This is a genomic window from Micromonospora peucetia (genome assembly GCF_900091625.1).
In the GTDB taxonomy this organism is placed as follows: domain Bacteria; phylum Actinomycetota; class Actinomycetes; order Mycobacteriales; family Micromonosporaceae; genus Micromonospora; species Micromonospora peucetia.
The window spans coordinates 4,519,050-4,533,804 of sequence record NZ_FMIC01000002.1 but is presented as its reverse complement, the minus strand read 5'-3'; the positions used below and the strand labels follow the sequence as shown (position 1 = coordinate 4,533,804).

At 69.4% G+C, this 14,755-nt stretch carries 14 protein-coding genes and 1 pseudogene; 7 read left to right on the top strand and 8 right to left on the bottom strand.

Annotated features, from left to right (window positions below; translation table 11 throughout):
• Window positions 1–56: 56 nt before the first annotated feature.
• Window positions 57–1,430 carry an FAD-binding oxidoreductase gene (locus GA0070608_RS20990; protein WP_245715861.1) on the bottom strand — a complete coding sequence of 458 codons (1,374 nt, stop codon included), beginning with the start codon at window positions 1,428–1,430 and terminating at the stop codon, window positions 57–59.
• Between the two features lie 664 nt (window positions 1,431–2,094).
• Window positions 2,095–3,624: an FAD-binding oxidoreductase gene (locus GA0070608_RS20985; RefSeq protein ID WP_091630254.1), complete on the bottom strand. Its 1,530-nt coding sequence runs from the start codon at window positions 3,622–3,624 to the stop codon at window positions 2,095–2,097.
• Between the two features lie 206 nt (window positions 3,625–3,830).
• Here GA0070608_RS20985 and GA0070608_RS20980 point away from each other — a divergent pair, with 206 nt between their 5' ends.
• Window positions 3,831–4,607 carry an SDR family oxidoreductase gene (locus tag GA0070608_RS20980; RefSeq protein WP_218107661.1) on the top strand — a complete coding sequence of 259 codons (777 nt, stop codon included), beginning with the start codon at window positions 3,831–3,833 and terminating at the stop codon, window positions 4,605–4,607.
• A gap of 64 nt (window positions 4,608–4,671) precedes the next feature.
• Here GA0070608_RS20980 and GA0070608_RS20975 read toward each other — a convergent pair whose 3' ends face one another.
• The gene (locus GA0070608_RS20975) at window positions 4,672–4,857 is read right to left on the bottom strand and encodes a hypothetical protein (protein ID WP_091630252.1); all 186 of its coding nucleotides are present in this window, start codon (window positions 4,855–4,857) and stop codon (window positions 4,672–4,674) included.
• Between the two features lie 178 nt (window positions 4,858–5,035).
• Between GA0070608_RS20975 and GA0070608_RS20970 the strand changes: the two genes are divergently transcribed.
• Window positions 5,036–5,614 carry a dihydrofolate reductase family protein gene (locus GA0070608_RS20970; RefSeq protein WP_091630251.1) on the top strand — a complete coding sequence of 193 codons (579 nt, stop codon included), beginning with the start codon at window positions 5,036–5,038 and terminating at the stop codon, window positions 5,612–5,614.
• Window positions 5,615–5,862: 248 nt separating this feature from the next.
• Here GA0070608_RS20970 and GA0070608_RS20965 read toward each other — a convergent pair whose 3' ends face one another.
• A complete protein-coding gene (locus GA0070608_RS20965) occupies window positions 5,863–6,216 on the bottom strand; it encodes a YciI family protein (RefSeq protein ID WP_176733991.1) in 354 nt (117 codons plus the stop codon).
• Between the two features lie 217 nt (window positions 6,217–6,433).
• Here GA0070608_RS20965 and GA0070608_RS20960 point away from each other — a divergent pair, with 217 nt between their 5' ends.
• The gene (locus GA0070608_RS20960) at window positions 6,434–8,020 is read left to right on the top strand and encodes an MFS transporter (protein ID WP_091630249.1); all 1,587 of its coding nucleotides are present in this window, start codon (window positions 6,434–6,436) and stop codon (window positions 8,018–8,020) included.
• 107 nt (window positions 8,021–8,127) lie between these two features.
• On the opposite strand, the gene GA0070608_RS20955 is transcribed toward GA0070608_RS20960, so the two are convergent.
• Complete coding sequence (locus GA0070608_RS20955) at window positions 8,128–9,360, bottom strand: RNA polymerase sigma factor (protein WP_091635675.1); 1,233 nt, start codon at window positions 9,358–9,360, stop codon at window positions 8,128–8,130.
• Between the two features lie 429 nt (window positions 9,361–9,789).
• On the opposite strand from GA0070608_RS20955, the gene GA0070608_RS20950 reads away from it, so the two are divergent.
• Together GA0070608_RS20950 and GA0070608_RS20945 are read left to right on the top strand one after the other, a co-directional pair.
• Window positions 9,790–11,166, top strand: a complete 1,377-nt coding sequence (locus tag GA0070608_RS20950; protein ID WP_091630248.1) for an extracellular solute-binding protein — start codon at window positions 9,790–9,792, stop codon at window positions 11,164–11,166.
• A 198-nt stretch (window positions 11,167–11,364) separates the two neighbouring features.
• On the top strand, window positions 11,365–12,255 hold the full coding sequence (locus tag GA0070608_RS20945; RefSeq protein WP_091630247.1) for an SAM-dependent methyltransferase: 891 nt from the start codon (window positions 11,365–11,367) through the stop codon (window positions 12,253–12,255).
• 49 nt (window positions 12,256–12,304) lie between these two features.
• Here the strand turns inward: GA0070608_RS20945 and GA0070608_RS20940 are convergent.
• Window positions 12,305–12,598 (bottom strand): annotated as a pseudogene (locus tag GA0070608_RS20940) (helix-turn-helix domain-containing protein); the annotation flags it as partial.
• 142 nt (window positions 12,599–12,740) lie between these two features.
• Here GA0070608_RS20940 and GA0070608_RS20935 point away from each other — a divergent pair.
• Complete coding sequence (locus GA0070608_RS20935; RefSeq protein WP_091630245.1) at window positions 12,741–13,100, top strand: hypothetical protein; 360 nt, start codon at window positions 12,741–12,743, stop codon at window positions 13,098–13,100.
• A gap of 126 nt (window positions 13,101–13,226) precedes the next feature.
• On the opposite strand, the gene GA0070608_RS33550 is transcribed toward GA0070608_RS20935, so the two are convergent.
• Entirely contained in the window at window positions 13,227–13,511 is a 285-nt protein-coding gene (locus GA0070608_RS33550; RefSeq protein ID WP_245715860.1) for a transposase family protein, read from the bottom strand.
• A 61-nt stretch (window positions 13,512–13,572) separates the two neighbouring features.
• Entirely contained in the window at window positions 13,573–14,265 is a 693-nt protein-coding gene (locus tag GA0070608_RS20925; protein ID WP_141719516.1) for a DUF6348 family protein, read from the bottom strand.
• A 265-nt stretch (window positions 14,266–14,530) separates the two neighbouring features.
• Here GA0070608_RS20925 and GA0070608_RS32745 point away from each other — a divergent pair, with 265 nt between their 5' ends.
• Complete coding sequence (locus GA0070608_RS32745; protein ID WP_176733783.1) at window positions 14,531–14,695, top strand: hypothetical protein; 165 nt, start codon at window positions 14,531–14,533, stop codon at window positions 14,693–14,695.
• Window positions 14,696–14,755 lie beyond the last annotated feature (60 nt).

Below are 14,755 nucleotides of genomic sequence, written 5' to 3'. Positions count from 1 at the left end.
CTCCCCGCCGTGATGCTCATCTTTCAAAGTGCGGCATCACGCCCGCCCGCGTACGCCTACTGGCTGGGCGGGATATTGGCGTTCAACCGGAACAGGTTGTCCGGGTCGTACCGACGCTTGATGTCGGCCAGCCGCCGGTACGTCGCCTCCGGGTACGCCTCGTGGACGCGCTCCTCGCCGTCCATGTACAGGAAGTTGGCGTACGCACCGCCCTCGCCCTGCCGCATCGCCTCGGTGAACTCGGTGGCCCACTGCCAGTGCACCGGAGTCTCGGCGACGTCGTCGTACACCGCCGCGGCAACGACCATAATCTCGCGGTTGCGGTGCGCGAACGCGGTCGCGTCCACCGGCACCCGTGCCATCGCCCCGCCCAGTACCCGCAGCTGCGCCGCCGGCCACGCCGCGGTCGCCTTACCCAGGAAGTCCAGCACCTGCTCGGCCGCGGCCAGGTCGAAGTCGTCGATGAACAGGCTGCGGGCAAACGTGATCGGGCGGCGGTCGGGATCCTCCGGCCCGTAGATGTCCGCCAGCGGCATCGCCTTCACCATGTCGGCCAACGGCGTGATCAGCTCCCGGAACGGCGCCACGGCCCGCTTCCCCGCCTCGATGTCGTCGCCGCAGTACACCAGCTCCGCCATGATTACCGGCTCGCCGTGGAACTGCTCCGGCACGAACGGCATCGGCGGCGACGGCATGACGTTCGCGATGGTGGACAGCTCGTCCGGAGCGGCTTTGGCCGCCTCCACAAAGGAAGCGATCACTTCCGCGGTGGCGGGCAGGACCAACATGCCGCCGTATACGTTCCGGACCGGGTCCAGCCGGTACTGAAGCCGGGTGACCACGCCGAAGTTGCCGCCGCCGCCCCGGATCGCCCAGAACAGGTCGGGGTGGTTGTCCGCATCCGCGCGCACCAGTTCGCCGTCGGCGGTGACCACGTCGGCCGCGAGCAGGTTGTCGATGGTCAGCCCGTACCGGCGCACCAGGTATCCCACGCCGCCGCCGACGGTCAGCCCGCCCAGGCCCACCGAGCCGGTGTCGCCGAACCCGAGCGCCAGTCCGTGCTCGGCGGTGGCCTTGGTGAACTCCACCGCGGTCATCCCCGGCCCGGCCCAGGCGGTCCGCCCAGCCACGTCGATGTCCAGCGCGGACAGCGCGGACAGGTCGAGCACCAGTCCGTCGTCCCAGACGCCGTACGTGCTGTGCCCGCCGCTGCGCACCGCGAGCGGCAAGCCGGTCTCCCGGCCGAACCCGATGACGCGGGCCACGTCGGCGGCGTCGGCCGCGCGGACGATTACGGCCGGCCACCGGTCGACGTTTCCGTTGAACACCCTACGGGCCCGTTCGTAGTCCGCGTCGTCCCGCGTGATCACCTGGCCGGTGACCTCGGTACGCAGCCGCGACACCCGGTCCGCGAGCTCATCTGTCGGCACTGCCGTCCTGTCCCGCATGAATCACCCTCTCGTTCGTGCACCCGGACCGGCCCGGGTGCGCACCTACTCAACGGTCGGAGCCTGGACCCGGATCTCGACATCCCCGGCCGGGCGTACCGCGGTACCGCCCGCATGGTGGGACGCGGCCGGAGTCCGACGGTCGCCCCGCGCCCGGCCGGGCGCAGGTCAGGCCGGTCCTGCGCGCGGTGAGCCGGCTGACCACCCACCCGCCCCGCACAGGGGATTTCGGGATGAGCGCAACAACCGGGCCAGCTGCCGATAGCCGCGTGATCAGCTGGCGGACCGCAGCTGGCGTAGCGAGTGCCACGGGGCATGCCAGCCCGTACAGGGCGAAAGAAGCAGACGCCGAAACGCCCAGAGTCACCAAGGGCTGGCCGATCGGACACCCGGCTGGCAGGTGGCCACCTCGCTCTACGGCTGGCCGAGGCCGGCGCGTTCGCGTCGGTCTGCTCGGTCGACGACTCGTACGACAACGGGATGGCAGAAGCGTTCAAACTCGCTGTTCAGGCCCTACAGCGCACGGCCGGATCGCCTGCGGCCCGGAACCCAACACGCTGTACTCCTGAACCGCCAGCCCCGGAGAACGACGGTCCGGGAGAGCACACCGCGGGCTCTCCCGGACCCTTGTGTCCCCACGCGGCAGTCAGGCTGGCGGCCGGACCGACAGCCGGTGCCGGAACACGTCGCGTGGGTCGTACCGCTGCTTCACCCGTTGCAGGCGCGGGTAGTTGCCTTTGTAGTACAGCGTGTGCCAGGCGACACCGGAGGTGTTCCACGCCGGGTCGGCCAGGTCCACGTCGGGGTAGCTGATGTACGACCCGTCGCTGACCGCACCGGGCACCGGCACCCCGCCGGTGTCGGCGTACACGTCCCGGTAGAGCCGGCGGACCCAGTCGATGTTCCGCTCGTCGTCGTCCGGCGACTGCCAACCGCCCCCGCTGTAGGTCGCCTTGATGACGCTGTCGCGCTGCGCGCTGGCGGTGGCGTCCGAGCCCACCGCGTTGACCTGGCCGCCGAACGCGGTAAGCACCACGCACGCCATCGGGTTGGTGTACCCCGCGTCGCCGAGGTACCGGGCGATCGTGGCGAGCTGGTTGTCGGTGGGGCACCGCCGCAGGTACCCCGCCTTGTGCTTGTGCCGCCCCTGCGGATCGCTGGGCCAACTGTAGGACGGCATCCAGGAGGCCATCCAGGGCACCACTTCCTGGGTGTCGGTCGACGTCGCCAGGCCGGTGCCGTCGACGATCGCCTGGAGTTGGCCCTCCAGCAGCTTCTCCGCGTCCGGTACCGCGTCGTCCACCACGGCCGTCATTGAGACAACACCGGCCGAGCGGTGCGACACGATGAGGTTGCTCCACAGCTTCGTGGCCGGCGTCCCCACCGCGCTGTTGTGCTCCAGCCAACCGCAGTAGTTCCCGACCAGCCGGGCGAGGGCGGCCTCGCTCATCCCGTCCCACGACCACACCACGTCGCGGCGCCGGATGCGCTCCGGCGCCCGGGGCAGCAGCCGGGACGGGTCGACGCCGTCCGCGTCCGGGCTGCGCAGCCAGAACCGTGTCACCACACCGAAGTTGCCGCCACCGCCGCCGGTCATCGCCCACCACAGGTCCCGGTGAGGGTCGTCCGGCTCGCGTGTGGCCACCAGCACCTCGGCCCGGCCGGCCGGGTTGACCACCACCACCTCCACCGCGTACAGGTGGTCGACGACCAACCCGTACCGGCGGGACAGGTGGCCGTACCCGCCACCGGTCACGTGACCGCCCATGCCCACCTCGAAGCAGGTGCCGGCCGGGATCGTCACGCCCCAGGCGTCGTACAGCGCCGGGTAGACCCGGCCGAGCGTGGCACCGGCCTCCACTTCGACCGCGCGCATCCGGGGGTCGTACCGCACGCCGGTCATCGGCGACAGGTCCAGCAGCACCGCGATGTCGGGCGAGGCGGAGAAGTCCTCGAAGCAGTGGCCGCCGCTGCGCACCGCGATCCGCCGGCCGGTGGAGACGGCCTCGTTGAGCGCCTCCACGACGTGTGCGGTGGTACCCGCCAGCCGGACGTACTCGGGCCGGCCGGTGAACCGGTGGTTGAATCCCTCCACCAGGCCCGGGTACCGGGCGTCAGCGGGTGTGACGGTGGTGGCGGCGTCCACCGGCGGCCCGTGCGTCTGTTCGTCGATCATGACGTCCTCCCAAGGCGGGTCCACCAAAGATTCACACCCGTCGGTACCGGCCGCATCTTCCAGCGTGCCGGCTGCGCGGGCCGGGCGCCGCCACCGCTGTCGCGCAACGTGAAAGACGTGCCGGGCGCGCCGGCGGTGCACGATGGGTCGGGTCGCCGAGGCGCCGCACGGAGGCGCGAGCCGGTAGCAGACGAGCCGAGGAGTTGCTGATGCTGCAGGACAAGGTTGTGGTGGTTTCCGGGGTGGGGCCCGGTCTCGGCCGCGCGGTCGCGGTGGGTTCGGCCCGTGCCGGAGCCGACGTGGTGCTCGCCGCCCGGAGCAACGCCGTCCTGGACGAGGTCGCCGCGGAGGTGGAGCAGGCCGGCCGCAAGGCGGTCGTGGTACCGACGGACATCACCGACCCGGCCGCGGCGGGCCGCCTCGTGAAAACCACAATGGACGTCTTCGGTCGGGTGGACGTTCTGGTGAACAACGCGTTCGCGGTACCCCCGATCGTTCCGCTGGTCGAGCTCGACCCGGCCGCCGTGCACGCGGAGATGGACACCGACGTGTTCGGCGCGCTGCGGCTGACCCAACTCATGGCCGACCACCTGGCCGCGACCGGTGGCTCGATGGTCATGGTCAGCTCGGTGGCGGCCCGGCTGTCCCGGCCCGGCTTCGGCGCGTACAAGATGACCAAGAGTGCGCTGATCGCACTGGCCCAGACGCTCGCCACCGAGCTGGGCCCTCGGGGTGTCCGGGTCAACGTCGTGGTACCGGGCAGCATCTGGGCCGCCCCGCTGCGGGAATACTATGACTACCTGGCGAACGAGCGTGGCGTGACCACCGCACAGGTCTACGAGGAGACCGCGGCCAACCTGGACCTGCGCCGGCTGCCGGAAGCCGAGGAGGTGGCCAACGCGGTGCTGTTCCTGGCCTCCGACCTGGCCCGTGCCATCACCGGGCAGTGCCTCGACGTCAACGGCGGCGAGTACCACCACTGATCGCGTCGAACGCGGCCCTACGCGCCGGGCGGACCCCACCCACGGGCCGCCCGGCGCGCCCGTGTCATAACTGGCCACCGCGGCCACGCCGGTCATGGCGCCCGCACAGTGCGACAGCGAGGCCAGCCCCGCGCAGGAAGGCGGGCATGGTGTCCGGGATCGGCGACTCGACCAGGAAGATGTTCACCATCCGGTTCAGGTACTCGAACGCCACGGCGACCGCGATCAGCTCGGTGGGTGCGGCTGCCATGCCGCACCCACCGGCGGGCGGGTACGGAGACGGTGACCCCCGATCAGGTGACTACACCTGCTGGATGTCGAGAAAAACCGGGTGGCTCCGAGTTACATGAGGGGACCATCCGCAGTGCCCGCAATGGCGGTGTCTGGTCCCCGGATGGGTCAGCTACAGCAGAGGAGGGATGACGCCAATGCGGAAGATCATCCAGTGGGTGATGGCGTCGGTAGACGGATATATCGACGGGCCGAACGGGGAATTCGACTGGGCGCAGCTCGGCCCACAGCTTGGTGAGTACAGCGACCGCCTGCACGAACGGGCCGACACCTTCCTGTTCGGTCGAGGTGTGTGGGAGCTGATGGCCGGCTACTGGCCAAACGCGGAGTCGACGTCGGACAATGAGCACGACCTGAAGTTCGCGCCGATCTGGCGCGAGACCCCGAAGATCGTCTTCTCCCGCACCCTGGAGAAGGCCGACTGGAACACCCGGGTGATCGCCGACAACCTGGCCGAGGAGGTGGCCGCACTCAAGCGGCAACCCGGCAAGGACATGCTGCTCACCGGCGGTTCCGGGCTGCCGGCCGCACTGACCGCGCTGGGCCTGATCGACGAATACCACATCGGCGTACATCCGGTCGTGCTCGGCGGCGGCAGACCACTGTTCCGCGAGTTGGAGCAGCGCGTCAACCTTCGGCTGGTCGACGCCCGGACGGTCGACTCACGAGTGGCCATCCTGCACTACCAGCCCGCTCACGAGGCGCCGGCGGGCTGACCGCCTGTGGCGGCGGTGCCCGGCCTGGGCACCGCCGCCGCAGAGGGCAAGTCCCGGTCGGCATTCGGTGCCTACCGGATGTTCAAGGCCGGGGTCATCGCGCTCGCCCAATCGTTGTCAACCGAGCTCGGTCTGCGTGGTGCCTACGAACGTGGCGAGAGCCCATCGTTGAGCGGGTCGGTCCGGCCCGAACTCGCCGATCGGTACGGGTCCGCCGCCGGTCGGATCCCGGCGACGTCGACGCCCACCTACTCGTCGGGGGTAATCGTGTTGACTACCGGGCGTACCTCCATCGCGCCGAAGCGGGCGTCCGGCCATCGCGAGGCTATCTCGATCGCCCGCTCCAAGCTCGACACATCGACTATGATGTAGCCCGCCAGGTGTTCCTTCACCTCCACGAACGGACCGTCGGTCGTCGCCACCGACCCGTCGACGACTCGTACTGTCCGGGTCTGCGAAGCATCCGCCAGGGCGTCGCCGCCAACCAGCTCGTGCTTGGCATTGAGCTCCTCCATGAGTCCGCCGACATCCGCCATGAGCTTGTCCTGCTCGGCCTGGGGAAGGCGCTCCATAGCGGCAGGGTCGTTGTAGATGAGCAGCATGTACTTCAATCTGGTCTCCTTCTCGGATTCCCGGTGCAGTCCACATACCGGACAGTGCGTGCGAATTTTACGTGCGCCACAGCACACGGGCAACGCGCATCGCGGACGCTTCGCGACCTTTCGCGCCCCGGTCATGTCGAAGATGCCGGTCCGGCTCCGACCAATCTACGGATGCAGTGCCTCATCCCACTGAGGCCCGTGCGAGAGGAAGACTTGAATGCAAAACGCGACTTCAGCCGCGCCGAACCAACGCGCCGGGCGCCGAGAGTGGCTCGGCCTGGCCGTTCTGGGCGTCGCCACCCTACTGGTGGCCTTTGACAGCGGTGTTCTCTTTCTGGCGTTGCCGCATCTGAGCGCTGATCTTGGGGCCACCAGCAGTCAGCAGCTCTGGATCATCGATATCTACCTGTTCCTGCTCGCCGGCGTCCTGATTACGATGGGGACGTTGGGAGACCGGATCGGCCGCCGCCGGCTGCTGCTGGTCGGCGCGGGCGGGTTCACTGTCGCATCGGCCATCTCGGCGTACTCGACCAGCCCGGAGATGCTGATCGCCGCCCGCGCCCTGTTGGGTGTCGCGGCGGCCACCATGTCGCCGTCGACCCTGGCGCTGATCAGCAACATGTTCCGGGATGCTCGGCAGCGCGGCGTCGCAATCTCCGTGTGGGCGACCTGCATGTTCGCTGGCGGCGCGACCGGACCGGTGATCGGTGGGGTCATGCTGAACTACTGGTGGTGGGGTTCGGTGTTCCTACTGGCGGTGCCGGTGATGGCGGTGCTCCTGGTCGCCGGGCCGCTGCTGCTGCCGGAGTACCGCAACCCGGAGGCGGTCGGTCGGATCGACCTGGCGAGCGTGGCGCTGTCGCTGGCAGCCATCCTGCCGATCATCTACGGCATCAAGAACCTCGCCACCAGCGACGGCAACCTACCGGTGGCGGTGGGCGCCATCGTGGCCGGCCTGGCTATCACATACCTCTTCGTCCGCCGGCAACTCCGCCTGCCCAACCCCCTACTGGACCTGCGGCTCCTCCGCCAGCGGAAGATCCGGGTGGTACTGCCCGCGATGCTCATCGGCTCCGGCGCGTTCGCGGGGACCAGCCTGTTCACCGCCCAGTACATCCAGAGCGTCGCCGGCCGTTCGCCCGGCGAGTCGGGGCTCTGGATGGCGTTCACCGGCCTGGGTATCGCGGCGGGCACCCTGCTCGCGCCGGTGCTGGTGCGCGGCCTGCAACCTCGATCCGTGATCATCCTGGGATTGACCGGCTCCGCGATTGCGTTGCTGGTGCTTACCCAAGCGGGGACCAGCGGCTGGCTGATCGGGGTGGTGGCGTCGATCGCCGTGGTGGCTTTCGGCATCGGGCCGCTGTTCGCGCTCGGCACCGGGATCATGGTCGGCTCCGCTCCGCCGGAGCGGGCCGGCGCCGCGGCGTCGATGTCCGAGACCAGCAACCTCTTCGGGACATCGCTGGGTCTGGCACTGCTGGGCAGCGCCGGGGCCGCCGTCTACCGCGGCCAGATGGCCGACGCGGACCTTGGCGCCTACCCCCCGGAGTTGGCCGACAGCGCTCGGGAAACGATCGGCGCCGCCACGGTCGGCGGCGATCCGGGGCTGATCGCGCTGGCGCGCGACGCGTTCACCAGTGGGCTGAACGTCGTGGCCGCGATCTCTGCGGTGTTCCTGGTGGCCCTGATCGTGGTCATCATCGTCACGTTCCGCGGTGACGGTGCCGATGGATCGGACGCCGCAGAACCCGCGGAACCCGCGGACGAGGCCGGATCGGGTGCGCAGCCAGCGTCGACCCGGTAGCAGCAGGGCCCGCCCCCGGCGTCGCCGGATCGACGACTCACCGGGTGCGGGCCATCAACCGGGCGCGTCGCCTCCGAGGTAACGGGAGGCCGGGCGGATCAGTACTGCTACCGAGACGTCGATCCGCCGAGCCCGGCACTGCGGCCGGCCAGGTAGCGCTGCTCGGGCACGCTGTTGGTGCGCCGCGCAGCCACCTGGTAGCAGTGCCGGGCTGCGTTGAGGTCTCCGGCCATCTCCAGCAGGTGCCCGCGCACCGCATGGAAGCGGTGGTGATCACGCATCCGCTTGTCCCTGTCGAGCGGCGCCAGCAGCGCCAGCCCTTCCTCTGGACCGCGGACCATCGCCACCGCCACGGCTCGGCTAAGTGTGATCATGGGGTTGGGTGCGGTCTTCTCGAGTAGCTCGTACAGCGCCGAGATCTGGCGCCAGTCGGTGTCCTGCGGCCGTGCCGCCTCCGCGTGGACGGCGGCGATCGCAGCTTGCAACTGGTACTGGCCGACCGGCCCGCCAGAGGCCAGCGCGCGTGTGATGAGCGCTATGCCCTCATGGATGACGTGCTGGCTCCAGCGACTGCGGTCTTGCTCGGTGAGCGGAATGAGGGTGCCGTCCGGGGCGGTCCGGGCCTGACTGCGGGCTTCGGTGAGCAGCATCAGCGCCAGTAACCCGGCGACCTCACCGTCGTCTGGCAGCAACCCGTACACCGTCCGGGTCAACCGGATCGCCTCCCGGGTCAGCTCGCTGCGCAACAGGTCCGGCCCTGAGGTGCTGGCGTACCCCTCGTTGAAGATCAGATAGAGCATGTGCAGCACCACCCGGAGCCGGCTGGTGTACATCTCGCCCGACAGCGGGTACTGGATGCCGACGGACCTGATCCGCTGCTTGGCCCGGCTGATCCGCTGGGCAACAGTCGACTCCGGCGTGAGTAACGCACGGGCGATCTCGGCGGTGCTCAGACCGCCGAAGGCGCGCAGGGTGAGTGCCATCTGCGAGGACGGGGACAGGTCGGGGTGGCAGCACAGGAACAGCAGCATCAGTGTGTCGTCCCGATCCGGAGGGCCCTCGTCCGGGCCGGGAGCCTCCAGCTCAGTAGGCGTGCCGAGCGCCACCACGGTGGCCTCGCGCCGCCGTCGCGCCTGGTCGCTGTGCCACTGGTCGGCGAGCCGACGCGTCGCCACCGTGGTGAGCCAGGCCCGTGGATTGTCCGGAATCCCCTGGTCGGGCCACTGTATGGTGGCCGCGAGCAGGGCCTCCTGCACGGCGTCCTCACAGGCCTCGAACTGCCTGTAACGGCTGACGATGGTCGCGAGCACCTGTGGCGCTGCCTCTCGCAGCACCTCCACAATCCGCGAGTCCGCCCCGGCGTGCGTGCGCACGGACCCTCCCCGGCATGGTTACGGCCGCCTGGACCGACACGATGGTGCCGATCTGTACCGCAGCATACCGGGTGGCCCAGCCACCGCTCGCCGTCAACCGGGTGCTGGTGGGCCGTTGTGGTTGCGCCGGAACACGTCTTCCGGGTCGCCGCGCGCCCTCACCGCCGCCAGCCGATCGTCCGTCGCCGGCGCCCATTCACAGAGGAACCGCCCGTACGGCGGGTGCCGGTGATGGGTTACATGGTGGGCCCTTTTGGCCGGACGGTGCTTCTTCGGCTGTGCCCACCGCCACGCCGATGCGCATCCGGGACCGAAGCGCATCCGGGAAGATGCCGGATCGCGGCGGCCCGGGCGATCCTAGGACCGGCGACAGCGCAGAGGAGAGGAGAGTGTCGGATGGGGACAGCGGCAGATCAGTCGGACCGGGTGGTGGAGGTATGGATACCGAGCTATCCGGCGGTGCCGCTGTTCTTAACCGAGGTACGTGAGCTCGCCAGGGCCTTCGAACGGGAGCACCCCGGCTACCGGATCGAGATAGTCGAGTGTTCTTCCTACGAGTCGCTGCCCGAGGAGGTGCACCGGGCGGCCCAGCGCGGTCACCGGCCCGCCATTGTGTCGTACCTCTTCACCTCCACCCAGCTCGCTCGCGACATGCGCACCCATGCTGGCGAACCGCTGTTCATGCCGGTGCAGCGGGCGATCGGTGGGCGCACCGAGATCCTCGGCCACCCGGTCGTGATCGACGACCTGGTGCCCGCCGCCCGCGCGTACTACACCTCCGGTGACGAGCTGTTCGCCCTCCCACACTTGACCTCGACCACCCTCCTTTACACCAACAATTCCCTGCTCTCGAAGTCCGGTGTACGGGAGGTCCCGCGGACATGGTCGGAGCTGACCGCGGCGTGCCGGAAGCTGGCCGGTCGGACTGGCGTCGCCGGCCCCGGGGTGACCTGGCCGAACGCCGGTTGGATCTTCCAACAGGCGGTGGCGCAGCAGGGGGCCGTGCTGGCCGACCCGGACAACGGCCGGACCGTTCGCGCCCAGCAGGTCCAGCTGGACTCTGAGGAGATGCTCGCGTTCGTCCACTGGTGGCAGCAGCTCCATCGCAGCGGGTACTACCACTATTCCGGGGTGCGCGCGATCGGTGACCGCACCGGCGACGCCTGGGAACGGAACTATCGGGCCTTCGCCGAGCAGCGGGTGGCCTTCGTCCTGAGTACGTCGGTGGAGGCCGACCGGATGGTCGACGCCGGCCGGCAGAGCGGGTTCGAAGTCACGGCCAGCCGGATGCCCCACAATGGTGAGGTCCCCTACGCCGGGAACGTCGTCGGCGGCGACGCGCTGTGGCTCAGCGATGGCCTCGATGAGGCGACCCGGGACGGGGCGCTGGCGTTCATGCAGTACCTGCTCTCGGCCGAACACGCCGCCAGGCGGCACAAGACTACCCGGTTCATGCCGGTCACCCGGTCGAGCGTCGATCTCCTCGACAGCGAGGGCTGGTTCGAAGCCAGCCCCCAGCACCGGGCGGCGCTCGATCAGCTCGACGCCTCCGACGGCTCGTACGCGGCCAGGGGAGCCCTGCTGGGTGACCTCGCCGGGCTGCATGACGTGGTCACCCAGGCGATGGACGACGTGCTGGCCTGCGGCGCTGACCCGGACCGGCGATTCGCCGAAGCCTCATCGCAGGCGCAGCGACAGCTTGACGATTACAACGCCGACTGCCTCGGTGAGCGGCCCGGCCGGGCTGGACCGCGCCGGTTCGCCGTGAACTGACAGAACGAAGCCGGTGCCGCCGCCACCCAGCTGTGGAGCAACCTCATCGTCACCTGTCGCTCGTCTGGGATGGTCTGAAGAAGTGCCGGGCGCTGGTCCGACCGGCGCAACAACGAAGGTGCGTGCCACCACCACCACCGCGAACCATGGAGCGAGGGCCTCGGTGGGCCCGGTCCCACCGCGTGAGGAAGAGGAGCCATGGAGAGCGCGACAACCACTGGCGAGACGCCGGAGATGAACGAGACCGAAGCAGCGAAGCCCTGGTCAACGCCGCCAGGCACGCAGAGGTCACCAGCCGCGATGTTCGACGAGTTCTTCGCCATGCAGGATGCGTTCAACGACGGCCAGTGCCATCAGGCCTACTGGTACGACGACGAGGACCAGATTCCGATGATCGAGGCGTCGCAGCGACTGACCCGCAAAGTGGCGGATTCGCTGCGGCTACGCAAGGGCGAGCGGGTCCTCGACGTCGGTTGCGGCCTCGGCGCCCCGGCGATCCAGCTCGCCACCGAATACGGGGTGCAGGTCACCGGCGTCAATTTCAGCGTCCATCAGGTGGCCGAGGCGCATGCCCGTGCCCAGGCGGCCGGCCTGACCGACCAGGTCACGTTCCGGTCTGTCAACTTCAGTTCGCTGGACTTCCCGGACGGCAGCTTCGACGCAATGGTGGCGATGGAGTCCCTCGTCTATGTCAGCGATCTCGGGCATGCGCTCAGCGGCCTGCACCGGGTGCTGCGCCCTGGCGGCCGGCTGGCCTTGACCGAGCCCACCCGGGAAGGGCTCAGCGTCGTGGCCGCCGGCCAGTTCGCCGCCAGTTCCGGGGCGAACTGGCTGCTGTCGGTGCCCGAGTGGCTGGACCCGTTGCGAGAGGCCGGGTTCGAGCTGGTGGAGTACCTCCAGTGTGGGCCGCGGGTGGTCGGGATGGGGTCCAGGTACCTGCAGGCCCTGGATACGCGGCGCGACGAGCTGGTCGGCCGGTTCGGCGAGGCCAGGGTCGACGAACACCGACAGGCGATGGAGTCCTACTTCATACAGGCGGCGGGCCAGGTCGGCTACGCGATCATCACCGTCCGCAAGCCCCTGAACTGACCCGCCGGGACGGTCACCGTCTGGGGAGGAGGACATCGAGGATGGCCTACGCCAGGCGAGCGGCTCGACGCATCGCGGCGGTGGAGTCGTCTGCGCAGGCGGCGAGCAGGTCGACGGCTTCGCGCAGGTACCGCCACCCGGTGGCGACCGACACTTCGAAGCCGGCCGCGAGGCGGGTGAGGGTGTCGCCGTTACGCAGATCTGCCAGGGCCATCAGCACCTGCCGCTGCGCGGGCAGCCTGCGCCAGCGCCCGCCCAGCGTGCGGCGCCGGTCACGGATCAGCTCGGTCAGGCGGGTCAGGCTGCGCGTGGACAGCGGAACGCTGGCAGGATAGGTCAGCAACGAAGCTCCCGTACTGGGCGGTCGTTCTTGGTCGACTGCTGTCCTACCGGGAGCTTCGTTCCAGCTGGAGCGGCGACACGCTGCCACGCTTCCTGATCAGGCGCCCTTCATCACGATGAGCTGTTCGCCCATACTCTGAGGCATGCTCGAAGTCGGCAGCCGCACACGTAGCCAGCCACCCCCACCGGGCATCGTCTTCGAGGCGCTCACCGAGCCTGACCGCGACCCGGCGCGTCCCTGGCTGCGGCTGCTCGACGACGAGCGAACTCCGCAGATCCTGCACGCGGAGCACCCGCGCCTGGTCGTGTGGTCGTCACTATGGCCCAGGCGACCCGACGCTCAGGTGCGTTTCGACCTGGTGCCCGGCGGTGCACAAGGCACGCGGTTGCGCTGGACGCTGTTGGCCGCCGAGCCCTTGCCCGACCCGTCGCTGCTGGGGCACCTACGCAAGCGGCTCAACGAACTGATCAACGCGAACCTACGCTCCACATTCGGCCAGTGAGCTGATCTCAGCGACCTTGCGGTAGATACTTGTATCCGAAACGGCTCAGGTGCAGCGCGGCGGCGACGATGTCGCCGATCCACCGCGGGCCGGCGGTGGTGTGCCGTAGCGTTCTACAGCGTCCGATCAGGATGGCGAAGCCGCGTCGCCCTGCCCGCGCAGGCCGCGCAACAGCCGGTTGTAGGCACGGTTGTCAGGCGCGAGTCGGCTGCCGTCAGCAGGCTGCTTGACCGGAACCTTGATGCCGTGACCGGTGTTTTCGTGGCCGAAGTCGGCCAGTGCCGGTAGGTCCAGCTCGGCGGCGGACCAGTTCAGCGCGGCGGTCGCCCCGAGCTCGCGGGCGCAGCAGGTGTCGTGTAGGTGCCCGGGCAGCGCCGACGAGGTCCAGACCGGCAGCCCGTCCGGTCGCATGATTGCTCGTACGTTCGCGCCGAAGTCACGGTGCTTGCCGGAATACCAGGTTATCGGGGCACTAGTCAGGGCCGACCAGGAGGACGAAGGTGCGTGCCAGGCCGAAACGGTCGGTGCGTGGCCAGTCCAGGGCTGCGAGCGCCGCAGCGGACGGTTCGTGCCGCCGGCCGTTGATCCGGACCTCACAGTCGGTGAAGGCACCACCCTGGCCGACCAGCATACGAACGCCATTGAGGTATGGGCGGTCGAGCCCGGCCGCGATCACCGGCGCCAGGGTCGACCACGGCATCGCCTCGGCGAGCCACTCCTGCTTGCCCTGCGATCCGTCGGCGGACCATCCGGTCGCACTGCCAACGATCGCATGCCAGCCGGCGAACCCGCCCTGGTCGCCGGACCTGAAGTGGTTCGCCAGTCGCCCTCGCTGCTCGATCATTTCCAGGACCGTCACCAGGCAGGTCTCAATCCACGCCTGGATCGCCTGACGGGCCGCCTCGACCGGATCGGCCGCGAGGCCAAGCGTGCAGTCGGCGACCGTTGGCACGTCAGGCCGGTCCACATTCAGCAGGATTTCCAGGTCCAGGTGACGGTAATCGTCGCTGTCCGCCGGAAGAACCCGAACGCCCAACGATCCCGACCGCAGCATCGGCCCGTCGGTCAGCCGCCACTCGCCACCCACCTCGGCAAGCATCGGCGCGGCAAGTTCCAGCACACGCTCGGCAGGGAGGGGCTGTGGAGTCGGCCGCGGGTCGATCATGATGGTTCAGCGTACCGGCAATGCTCGGTGTCGTGGGCCAAGCAAGACCGCGAACGTTTGTGGTCAAGGCACTAGCGATGGCTCCACACCCACATCCAGTACCGTCCGGCATGGACGTGATTCCCGTGCCATCCCATTTTGCGTAACGGGCTTAAGAACCGTCCGCGCCCTCTCTGGCGATGGTCTCTGTCTCGATCGCCGCCGTGAAGAACACCTGCGACTCGGGCCCGGCCAGCACCGGCGGTGGGAGGACGGTCGCGGTGGGGTGCGAATCGATCGCGGAGACCGCTTCTGTCTCGACACCGGCGTATCGCAGCCGGTCGCCGAGGAGATCGACCCCGACGACGCCGTGCTCGAAGCCGCCGAATCCTGCCCGTCGGGAGCGATCAGCGTGCGGAACGCCGCCGACGGCGCCCCGATCGCTCGGTGACCCGCCGTCCGGGGCGCGAGCCCCGTGGCCGTCCCGTTCGACTTCCTGCCCGGGTGGCCC

Bases quoted from the DNA above. Each gene is read 5' to 3' on its own strand.
- GA0070608_RS20970 (WP_091630251.1), top strand. From the start codon at position 5,036: ATGCGGAAGATCATCCAGTGGGTGATGGCGTCGGTAGACGGATATATC.
- GA0070608_RS20965 (WP_176733991.1), bottom strand. From the start codon at position 6,216: ATGCTGCTCATCTACAACGACCCTGCCGCTATGGAGCGCCTTCCCCAG.
- GA0070608_RS20950 (WP_091630248.1), top strand. From the start codon at position 9,790: ATGGGGACAGCGGCAGATCAGTCGGACCGGGTGGTGGAGGTATGGATA.
- GA0070608_RS20975 (WP_091630252.1), bottom strand. From the start codon at position 4,857: ATGGCAGCCGCACCCACCGAGCTGATCGCGGTCGCCGTGGCGTTCGAG.
- GA0070608_RS20945 (WP_091630247.1), top strand. From the start codon at position 11,365: ATGGAGAGCGCGACAACCACTGGCGAGACGCCGGAGATGAACGAGACC.
- GA0070608_RS20960 (WP_091630249.1), top strand. From the start codon at position 6,434: ATGCAAAACGCGACTTCAGCCGCGCCGAACCAACGCGCCGGGCGCCGA.
- GA0070608_RS33550 (WP_245715860.1), bottom strand. From the start codon at position 13,511: ATGCGACCGGACGGGCTGCCGGTCTGGACCTCGTCGGCGCTGCCCGGG.
- GA0070608_RS20985 (WP_091630254.1), bottom strand. From the start codon at position 3,624: ATGATCGACGAACAGACGCACGGGCCGCCGGTGGACGCCGCCACCACC.
- GA0070608_RS20935 (WP_091630245.1), top strand. From the start codon at position 12,741: ATGCTCGAAGTCGGCAGCCGCACACGTAGCCAGCCACCCCCACCGGGC.
- GA0070608_RS20925 (WP_141719516.1), bottom strand. From the start codon at position 14,265: ATGATCGACCCGCGGCCGACTCCACAGCCCCTCCCTGCCGAGCGTGTG.